This window comes from Siccirubricoccus soli (genome assembly GCF_024178315.1).
Lineage (GTDB): Bacteria > Pseudomonadota > Alphaproteobacteria > Acetobacterales > Acetobacteraceae > Siccirubricoccus > Siccirubricoccus soli.
On sequence record NZ_JAMZIK010000193.1, the window covers coordinates 1 to 9,291 of the forward strand.

Below are 9,291 nucleotides of genomic sequence, written 5' to 3' on the forward strand. Positions count from 1 at the left end.
CAGGCGGAGCGAAGCACGCGGGCGCTGGAGGCCATCGCCGCCGCCCTGACGGAGCAGGAGGCGGCGCTGACGGCGGCGGCGGAGGCCAGCGCCCAGGCGCTGGCGGAGCTGCTGCTGGCGGCGCTGGACGCCGCCCTGCCCGCCGCCGCCGCAAGGCTGGCGCCGGAGAGCGTCGCCGGCCTTGCCGCCACCCTTGCCCCGCTGCTGGCCGAGGGGCGGAGCGTGACCCTCTTCGTCGCCCCGGGCCTGGCCGAGCCGGTGGCGGTGCGGCTCGCCGATCCGCGGATCGGCCTCGCCGAGGATCCCGCCCTGGCGCCGGGCGATGCCCGCGCCGAATGGCGCGGCGGCGGCGCGACCCTGTCGCTCGCCGCGCGGCGCCAGGCAGCGGCGGCGCTGCTGGCCAGCTTCGGCCTGACCCCCACCCCCGAGGAGTGCTGAGCCATGCCGGAACCGAGCCCCTTCGAGGCGATGAACGCGGCGGAGACCGGCGGCCGCGGCGGCGCCGCCTCCGCCCGCGACCTGGAGGCGGTCTATGACATCCCGGTGCAGGTCAGCGCCGTGCTGGGCCGCGCCACCATGCAGGTCTCGCAGCTCCTCAAGCTCGGCCGCGGCGCGGTGGTGGAGCTGGACCGCAAGCTGGGCGAGGCGGTGGACATCTACGTCAACAACCGCCTGGTCGCACGCGGCGAAGTGGTGATGGTGGATGAGAACCGCCTCGGCGTGACCATGACGGAAATCGTCAAGGCGGACCGCCAGGGATGATCCGCCTGCTCATCATCGGCACGCTGGAGGGGGAGCTGGGCCAGGCGGCGCGCATCGCCGCCGCCCGCGGCGCCCGGCTGGCCCAGGCGGAGGGCGTGGCCGCGGCGCTGGCCCGGCTGCGCGGCGAGGGCGCCGACCTCGTCCTCTGCGAGCTGGCGCACGATATCGGCTGGCTGGTCGCCCAGATGGCGGAGGAACGGATCGCCTGCCCGGTGATCGCCTGCGGCCGCAATGCCGATGCCAGCGCGGCGGTCCGCGCCATCCGCGCCGGCGCCAAGGAATTCCTTCCGCTGCCGCCCGAGGCGGAGCTGATCGCCGCCATGCTCCAGGCGGTGAGCGGCGAGGCGGAGGGGCCGATCTGCCGCGACCCGCTGATGGCGGCGCTGCTGGAGCGGGCAAGGCAGCTCGCCACCTCCAGCGCCAACCTCCTCATCACCGGGGAAAGCGGGACGGGCAAGGAGGTGCTGGCGCGCTTCATCCACAACGAGAGCCGCCGCGCCCGCGGCCCCTTCGTCGCGCTGAACTGCGCCGCTCTGCCGGAGACGCTGCTGGAGAGCGAGCTCTTCGGCCATGAGAAGGGCGCCTTCTCCGGCGCCGTGGCCTCCCGCAAGGGCAAGTTCGAGCAGGCCGATGGCGGCACTCTGCTGCTGGACGAGATCGGCGAGATGGACCCGCGGCTGCAGGCCAAGCTGCTGCGGGTGATCCAGGAGCGGGAGGTGGACCGGCTGGGCGGCACCGCCCCGGTGAAGGTGGATGTGCGGCTGCTGGCCGCCACCAACCGGGACCTCGGCACCGAGGTGCGGGCGGGCCGGTTCCGGGAGGATCTGTTCTTCCGCCTGAACGTGGTGACGCTGCGCATCCCGCCGCTGCGGGAGCGGCCGGGCGACATCCTGGCCCTGGCCGAGCATTTCGCCCGCCGCTTCGCCGCCGCCAACGGCCTGCCGCGGCGCGGCCTCTCGCCGGAAGCGGAGGCGCTGCTGCTGGCGCATCCCTGGCCCGGCAATGTTCGGGAGCTGGAGAACACCCTGCACCGCGCCGTGCTGCTGGCCGGCGGCCCGAGCATCGGCGCCGAGGCGATCGAGCTGACGCCGCTGGCCTCGGCCGTCGCACCTGCCCCCCCTGCCCCCGCCGCGCCGCAAGCGCCCGCCGCGGCCCCTGCGCGCGGCGTCAGCGCCCTGGTCGGCCGGAAGATGGAGGAGGTGGAGCGCGACCTGATCCTCGAAACCCTCACCCATTGCCTCGGCAACCGAACGCGGGCGGCGGAGATCCTCGGCATCTCCATCCGCACCCTACGCAACAAGCTGCACGAATACCGTGCGCAAGGGGTGCAGGTGCCCACCGGCCATCCCGCCCTGCTGCCCGCCGGGGCCTCGAGCGCGGATGGCTGAGCAGGCCCGCCTGCCGCTGCCCCTTGCCGTGACGCGGCTTGTCCGCGTCAGGCTGTGCGAGGCGCTGATCGGGAGCGCCCATCGCGGCCCCCATAGCGTCGCGCCGCGACGGCATGGGGCATAGCGCGTGCTGGGCTCCATCGCCCTGCCCAACTGGCTCCGCCTGGCGCGGCCGGGCGGGGACGTCATGCTCGCCCTCGGCGTGGCGCTGCTGCTCGCCGTCCTCATCATCCCGCTGCCCACCCTGCTGCTGGATGCGGCGCTGGCGCTCTCCATCACCCTCTCGGTGCTGATCCTGATGGTGGCGCTGTTCCTGCAGCGGCCGCTGGACTTCACCGCCTTCCCGCAGGTGCTGCTGCTCTCCACCCTGTTCCGCCTGGCGCTGAACGTCGCCACCACCCGCATCATCCTGACCCATGGCTATGAGGGGCCGCAGGCCGCCGGACATGTGGTGGCGGCTTTCGGCGGCTTCCTGATGGGCGGCGATGTCGTCGTCGGCCTCATCGTCTTCGCCATCCTGCTCGTCGTGAACTTCATGGTGGTCACCAAGGGTTCCGGCCGCATCGCCGAGGTCTCGGCGCGGTTCAGCCTGGACGCCATGCCGGGCAAGCAGATGGCGATCGATGCCGACCTGTCCGCCGGGCTGATCAACGAGGCGGAGGCGAAGAAGCGGCGCAGCGAGCTGGAGCAGGAAAGCGCCTTCCACGGCGCCATGGACGGCGCCGCGAAATTCGTCCGCGGCGATGCCGTCGCCGGCCTCATCATTACCGTCATCAACCTGGTCGGCGGCCTGGCCATCGGCGTGGTGCGGCACGGGCTGGCGGTGGGGGAGGCGGCGACGACCTTCTCCATGCTGACGGTCGGCGACGGGTTGGTCAGCCAGATCCCGGCCCTGCTGATCTCGGTCGCCGCCGGCATCGTCGTCACCAAGGGCTCGGGCGAGGAGCGGGCCGATGAGGTGATGGGCCGCCAGCTCGGCGCCGGCTGGAAGCCGCTGGCGCTGGCGGGCGGCGCGGCGGGCATCCTCGGCCTGCTGCCGGGCATGCCGCTGCTGCCCTTCCTGGCCCTGGCCGGCGCCGCCGGCGCCACTGCCTGGAGCAAGCGGGAGGCGGAGCGGAAGATCGCCGAGGCGCCGCCGCCGCCCCCGCCACCGCCCGGGGAGCCGCCGGTGGCCGAGGCGCTGCGGCTGGACCTGCTGCGGCTCGAGCTCGGCTACGGGCTGCTCTCCCTCGCCGCCGGGGAAGCACCGCGGCTGACCGAGCAGATCCGCCTGCTGCGCCGCTCCATGGCGCAGGAGATGGGCTTCGTCCTGCCCAGCGTCCGCATCCAGGACAATCTGGAACTGCCGCCCGACACCTACATCCTGCGGGTGAAAGAGATCGAGGCCGGGCGTGGCCGGCTGCGGCCGCCGCTGCACCTGGCCATCGATCCCTCCGGCCAGGTGCCGAACCTGCCCGGCGAGAAGACCAGCGAGCCGACCTTCGGCCTGCCCGCCCTCTGGATCGAGGAATCGCTGCGCGAGGACGCGCTGGCGCGCGGCTGCACCGTGGTGGATTGCGCCGGCGTGCTGGCGACGCACCTGACCGAGACGGTGCGCGACAACATGCCGGAGCTGCTCTCCTTCAGCGAGACCCAGAAGCTGCTGGATGAGCTGCCGAAGGAGCACCAGAAGCTGGTCAGCGACATCATCCCGTCCCAGATCGGGGTCGGCGGGTTGCAGCGGGTCCTGCAGGCGCTGCTGGCGGAGCGGGTCTCGATCCGCGACCTGCCGACCATCCTGGAGGGCATCCAGGAAGCCGCCGCCTCCGGCCAGCGCAGCGTGCCGGGCATCCTCGCCATGGTGCGGGTGCGGCTGGCGCGGCAGCTCTCGGACGCGGCGCGGGGGCCGCAGGGCTATGTGCCGCTCATCGCCCTTTCCGCCGATTGGGAAATGGCCTTCGCCGAGGCGCTGACCGGCCCGCCGGAGGATCGGCAGCTTGCCATGGCGCCATCGCGGCTGCAGGAATTCATGGTCCGGCTGAAGGAGGTGTTCGACGCCGCGGCCAATGCCGGAGAGAATCCGGTGCTGGTCTGCTCCAGCGCCATCCGTGGCCATGTCCGCGCCATCGTTGAGCGTTTCCGCCCCGCCACCGCGGTGATGAGCCAGCAGGAGATCCATCCGCGCGCCCGCATCCGCACCGTGGGGAGCATCTGATGCCGGGGATGCGGGCATGCGGCTGAAGCTGTTCCGCGCCAGCCGGATGGCCGAGGCCATGGCGCTGGTGCGGGCGGAACTGGGCGAGGAGGCGGTGATCCTCGAGACCCGCCGCAGCCGGGGCGGGGTCGAGGTGACGGCGGCGGTGGAACCGGCCGAGCCGGCGGAGCCGCTGCTGATCCCGCCCTCCCTGCCGACGTCGGCGCCGGTGGCGCCGGCCGCGCCGCCTCCCCTGGCGCCCGCCCTGCCGCCGGCCCTGGCCCGCCACAACTTGCCCACCGCCCTCGCCGCCCGGCTGGCGCCCGGTGGCGCGGAGGATCCCGAGGCGGCGCTGGCGGCACGGCTGGCGGCGGTGCTCGGCTTCGGCCCCCTGCCGGATGGCGCGGCACGACCGCTGCTGCTGGCCGGCCCGGCCGGGGCGGGCAAGACCCTGACCTGCGCCAAGCTCGCCACCCGCGCTGTGCTGGCCGGCCAGCCGCCCCTGGTGGTGACGACGGATGGCGCCCGTGCCGGGGCGGCGGAGCAGCTTGCCGCCTTCACCCGGGTGCTGGGCCTGACCCTGGCGGTGGCACCGGCGCCGGGCACGCTGGTGAAGGCCCTGGCGCGGCGGCAGCCCGGTCAGGTGGCGCTGATCGACACCGCCGGCTGCAACCCCTTCGACCCGGTCACGGCGGCGGAGCTGGCAGCGCTGGCCCGCGCCGTAGAGGCAGCCATGGTGCTGGTGCTGCCCGCCGGGCTCGATGCCGATGAGGCAAGCGAGATCGCCCGCGCCTACGCGGCACTCGGCGCCCGCCACCTGCTGCCGACGCGGCTGGACACGGCCCGCCGCCTGGGCGGGGTGCTGGCGGCGGCCGCTTGCGGCCTGCTCCTCACCGAAGCCGGCACCGGGCCGGGCGCGGCGGAGGGGCTGACCGCGCTCGACCCCGCCTGGCTCGCGGCGCGGCTCGGCGCCTGGCCCCCTGCCCCACCGCCTGCCTCTCCTTCTGGCAGCGCCGATCCGGAGCCTTGCGCATGACCCCCGCCCCTGCCGGCCGCCTGATCGCCATTGCCTCCGGCAAGGGCGGCGTGGGCAAGACCTGGCTGTCCATCACCCTGGCCCAGGCGCTGGCCCGGGCCGGGCGGCGTGTGCTGCTGGCGGACGCCGATCTCGGCCTCGCCAATGTCGATGTGCAGCTCGGCCTCGACCCGGCACGGGATCTCGGCGTCCTGCTCGGGGGGCAGGACCTCGCTTCGGTGGTGCAGCGCCACGCCGCGGGCTTCGACATCCTGCCCGGCCGCTCCGGCTCCGGCGCCCTCGCCAATCCCGGGGAGGCCGGCTTCGCCCGGCTGCTCGCCGCGCTGCTGCGCGCGCGGAGGGAGTGGCGGGAGGTGGTGCTGGATCTCGGCGCCGGGCTGGACCAGGGGGTGCGGCGCCTGGCCGCCGCCGCCGACCTGCTGCTGGTGGTGGCGACGGAGGAGCCGACCAGCCTGACCGATGCCTATGCCGTGCTGAAGCTGCACCGGCGGGACCGGCCGGGCGGCGCGGCGGCGGTGGTGGTGAACCAGGCGGCGGACGCCGCCGCGGGCGAGCGCACCTGGCAGGCGCTGGACCGGGCCTGCCGTGGCTTCCTCGGCGCCGGGGTGCCGCTGGCCGGGGTGGTGCGGCGCGATGCCAGGGTGCCGGAGGCGATCCGCCGCCGCACGCCGCTGCTGACGCGCCATCCGGCCAGCCCCGCAGCCCGGGATGTGGAAGTGCTGGCGGCGCGGCTGCTGGAGCGGCCACAGCCGGGCTGGGATGCGGGCCTCTCCAGTCCCGCTGGGGAGAATCGCGCCGGCTTTCCCACCCCCGGGGCCCAGGCGTCGTGCTGATCGCTTCCGGCCGGCTTGGTGCGACCCCGACCGCAGCCGGGATGCCGGCGCGCCGCGGACAGGACGGCGAAGCGCCCCGGCCGGTACATCTTGTGCGACGGGGGCGACCGGCCACGCCTGCGCGCACCATCTGACCCAGGCGCGCGGCCTTACTCACGGGAATTTCTGTGCGCGGCATTCTGCCCGCGGGTGAATCGGGCTGTTCTGCGCCCCGGTTTCGCGCTTACGTCGGGTGATGTCATCGCTGCGGAAAGTTGTGAATCCGACACGTTCCGCCAAGCCGGAGATGCCCGCATGTCCCTTCGCCCAGCTCTTCTTGCAGCGACCTGTCTGACGCTGCCCTTGTTGTTGGCCCAGCCGCGCGATGCTGCGGCGCAGACGGTCAGCGGGCCCTATATCGGGGCCGGCGCCGGCATCAACCTGTGGCATGACCAGTCGAATCGCGGCCTGCGGGTGCATGACCGCGATGTCGGCGTCGGCGGCGTGGTGAATCTGGGTTGGGGCTTCGGCAACGGCTTCCGCGCCGAGCTGGAAGGCAATTACCGCCAGAGCGAGATCGAGACGGTGACCGCCGCCGGCGCGGGCCGCATCGGCAGCAGCGGCTACATCCAGCAATATGGCGCAATGGCGAATGTACTGTTCGACTTCGACCTGTCGAGCTTCGGCATCGCCCCGAACGGCATGATGCCCTATCTCGGCGGCGGTGTCGGCTATCTCTGGCGCGACATCAGCAATGCGCGGCTGGCCGCCGGCGGCTCCAGCTACCGTGTCGACGACACCAGCGGCGCCTTCGCCTACCAGGCCATCGCCGGCATCTCCTGGGGCCTGGGCGGCATGGTCCCCGGCCTCTCCTTCACCACCGAGTATCGTTATGTCGGCGCGCTCGACAGCAGCAACGACATCGACCGCACCGGCGGCGCCGGCTCCCCCGCCGTGCCAGGCAAGCTGAAATTCGGCGCCGAGAACCACAGCGTGCTGTTCGGCCTGCGCTATGTCTTCAACGCGCCGCGCCCGGCCCCGGCTGTGGTGGAGCAGGCGCCGCAGCCGCCCGTGACCGCCCGCACCTATCTGGTGTTCTTCGACTGGGATCGGGCGGACCTGACCGATCGCGCCCGGCAGATCATCGGCGAGGCGGCGGCCGCGGCGCCGCAGGTGCAGACCACGCGCATCGAGGTGGCCGGTCACGCCGACCGTTCCGGCACGCCGCAATACAACCAGCGCCTGTCGCAGCGCCGGGCGGATGCGGTGGCGGCCGAGCTGGTGCGCCGCGGCATCGCGCGCAACCTGATCGCCGTCTCCGCCTATGGCGAAACCCGCCCGCTGGTTCCGACGGCGGATGGCGTGCGCGAGCCGCAGAACCGCCGCGTCGAGATCGTGCTGAAGTAGTAGCTTTCCATGAGGCCGCTGGCACGGCCTCATGGGTCCCGATGGCGCTGGGCGGTCGGCGCCTCCCGCAGCCCGCCGCGGCAAAGCCGTGGCGGGGCACCGGAAAGGCCGGTTGCGGCCGGGCACTAGAGCAGCGTCCGCCCCGATGGATCATGGCGTGATCCATCAGGGCGGAGATAAGCTGCTCCAGATCTTATGTTTTCTAGAGCTAGGCATCTGATCGGGCGAATCCGCCTGATCGGATATTGCTCCAAAATGCTTGGCCTAGCCTCAGCGAATGGCCAGGGCGTTGCCGGGAGAGCCGACGCCGCCGCGGAGATGCAGCGGTGCGGCGGTGAAGAAGGCGGTGTAGCGGCCGGTCGCGGCGCTGTCGGCGGCCAGCGACTCGAAGTCGAAGAACTCCCCGATGACGAGACCAAGCCGGGCGATCGCCCAATGCAGCGTCGGCTTCCAGGGGAAGTAGGGCCAGACCTCCACCGTGGGGTTGTCCGCGCAGGTGGCGGCCACGCCCTGGTCCCAGAGGAAGGCCCACATATCCTCCCCGCCCGAAAGGCCGCTGTAGTCCTGGGCGTTGCCGGTGCCGCGAATCAGGTGGTGGCGGGCGGCGGCATCCGGCGCGGCGCGGAAGGCCTCCAGCCAGCCGGTGCGGATCAGCAGGATGTCGCCCGGGCGCAGCGCCACCCCCTGATGGGCGAGGCAGGACGCCACCTCCTCGGCGCTGGCGCGGCGGCCGCCGAGCGGGCCCCAATCCCGGCCGCGGGCGGCGAAGTGGCGCGCGAGGTCGGCCAGCACGCAGCGGCCGGCGATGCCGTGGCGCAGCGCCTTGTCGATGCCGTTGCGGCTTTCCGGCCCGTGGGTGATCGCGCTGATGGGGGCGTGGTTGTAGAAGCCGTGATAGGGATCCGCGAAATGGGAGAGCCCGTCCCATTGCGTGCTGCCTTGCAGCCAGAAGCTGTCCAGCTTGTCGTCGCGGATCAGCCGACCTGGCTGCTCATCGGCGATCAGCGTCGGGCTCGGCGCGGTACGGCGGCGATGCGGGCTCTCCAGCGCCACGCCGAAGGGCTCGTCCAGCGGCAGGTTCAGGTTGAAGCGGCGGCCCTCCCGGATCTCCGAGGCCGCAGCCGCCACCGTCTCCGGCGTGATGCGGTTCAGCGTGCCGATCTCGTCCTCGGGGCCCCAGACGCCCCAGGCGAGGGGCAGGCCCGATCCATCCTCGGGGCGGGGCAGTTCGGCATAGTGGGGCGGCATGGGTTCCCTCGTCTTTCTCTGCTACCTGGACGTCGCCGCGGAGTGTGCGGCGACCCGGAGAGACCGACAATATGCCCCTGCCGCGCCGCGCCCTGCTGAGCGCCGCCCTGCTCCCTGCCCTCGCGCACGCGCAGGGGGCCTGGCCGAACCGGACGATCCGCCTGGTGGTGCCCTTCGCGGCCGGCGGTGCGGCGGACAGCGCGGCGCGGGCCATCACCCCGGTGATGAGTCAGAAGCTGGGCCAGGGCTTCGTGGTGGAGAACCGCACCGGCGCGGGCGGCAACCTGGGCGGCGGCCTGGTCGCGGCGGCGGCGCCGGATGGCTACACCCTGCTCTGGGATGCCTCCTCCCATCTGGTGAACCCGAGCCTGATGAAGGGCCTGCCCTTCGACTATGCCAGCTTCACCCCGATCTCCCAGGTGGTGACCTTCCCCGGCGTGCTGGCGGTGAAGGCGGATTTCCCCG

The 9,291-nt window shown here is 73.2% G+C and carries 9 protein-coding genes; 8 read left to right on the forward strand and 1 reads right to left on the reverse strand.

The window, feature by feature from the left end:
* The 7 genes from NJ376_RS25195 to NJ376_RS25225 form a co-directional block, all read left to right on the forward strand.
* A partial coding sequence (locus NJ376_RS25195) for a FliH/SctL family protein (protein ID WP_252956075.1) occupies positions 1-438 on the forward strand: 438 nt, incomplete at its 5' end.
* A 30-nt stretch (positions 439-468) separates the two neighbouring features.
* Positions 469-762 (forward strand): flagellar motor switch protein FliN, encoded by a 294-nt coding sequence (gene fliN, locus NJ376_RS25200; protein WP_252956087.1) that lies wholly within the window; start codon positions 469-471, stop codon positions 760-762.
* Positions 759-2,150 carry a sigma-54-dependent transcriptional regulator gene (locus tag NJ376_RS25205; RefSeq protein WP_256476584.1) on the forward strand — a complete coding sequence of 464 codons (1,392 nt, stop codon included), beginning with the start codon at positions 759-761 and terminating at the stop codon, positions 2,148-2,150. The genes fliN and NJ376_RS25205 overlap by 4 nt, the downstream gene beginning before the upstream one ends.
* A 187-nt stretch (positions 2,151-2,337) precedes the next feature.
* On the forward strand, positions 2,338-4,344 hold the full coding sequence (gene flhA, locus NJ376_RS25210) for a flagellar biosynthesis protein FlhA (RefSeq protein WP_252956091.1): 2,007 nt from the start codon (positions 2,338-2,340) through the stop codon (positions 4,342-4,344).
* A gap of 16 nt (positions 4,345-4,360) precedes the next feature.
* On the forward strand, positions 4,361-5,359 hold the full coding sequence (locus NJ376_RS25215) for a flagellar biosynthesis protein FlhF (RefSeq protein WP_252956077.1): 999 nt from the start codon (positions 4,361-4,363) through the stop codon (positions 5,357-5,359).
* Entirely contained in the window at positions 5,356-6,192 is an 837-nt protein-coding gene (locus tag NJ376_RS25220; protein WP_252956079.1) for a nucleotide-binding protein, read from the forward strand. The genes NJ376_RS25215 and NJ376_RS25220 overlap by 4 nt, the downstream gene beginning before the upstream one ends.
* A 294-nt stretch (positions 6,193-6,486) precedes the next feature.
* The gene (locus tag NJ376_RS25225) at positions 6,487-7,578 is read left to right on the forward strand and encodes an OmpA family protein (protein WP_252956081.1); all 1,092 of its coding nucleotides are present in this window, start codon (positions 6,487-6,489) and stop codon (positions 7,576-7,578) included.
* Between the two features lie 270 nt (positions 7,579-7,848).
* Here the strand turns inward: NJ376_RS25225 and NJ376_RS25230 are convergent, their stop codons facing one another.
* On the reverse strand, positions 7,849-8,826 hold the full coding sequence (locus tag NJ376_RS25230) for a cyclase family protein (RefSeq protein ID WP_252956083.1): 978 nt from the start codon (positions 8,824-8,826) through the stop codon (positions 7,849-7,851).
* A 71-nt stretch (positions 8,827-8,897) separates the two neighbouring features.
* On the opposite strand from NJ376_RS25230, the gene NJ376_RS25235 reads away from it, so the two are divergent.
* Positions 8,898-9,291, forward strand: a 394-nt coding sequence (locus NJ376_RS25235; RefSeq protein WP_252956085.1) for a tripartite tricarboxylate transporter substrate-binding protein, incomplete at its 3' end; no start/stop codon positions are given.

Excerpts from the sequence above, each read along its gene's own strand:
- NJ376_RS25220 (WP_252956079.1), top strand. The coding sequence starts at position 5,356 with ATGACCCCCGCCCCTGCCGGCCGCCTGATCGCCATTGCCTCCGGCAAG.
- NJ376_RS25215 (WP_252956077.1), top strand. The coding sequence starts at position 4,361 with ATGCGGCTGAAGCTGTTCCGCGCCAGCCGGATGGCCGAGGCCATGGCG.
- NJ376_RS25205 (WP_256476584.1), top strand. The coding sequence starts at position 759 with ATGATCCGCCTGCTCATCATCGGCACGCTGGAGGGGGAGCTGGGCCAG.
- flhA (WP_252956091.1), top strand. The coding sequence starts at position 2,338 with ATGCTCGCCCTCGGCGTGGCGCTGCTGCTCGCCGTCCTCATCATCCCG.
- NJ376_RS25225 (WP_252956081.1), top strand. The coding sequence starts at position 6,487 with ATGTCCCTTCGCCCAGCTCTTCTTGCAGCGACCTGTCTGACGCTGCCC.
- fliN (WP_252956087.1), top strand. The coding sequence starts at position 469 with ATGAACGCGGCGGAGACCGGCGGCCGCGGCGGCGCCGCCTCCGCCCGC.
- NJ376_RS25230 (WP_252956083.1), bottom strand. The coding sequence starts at position 8,826 with ATGCCGCCCCACTATGCCGAACTGCCCCGCCCCGAGGATGGATCGGGC.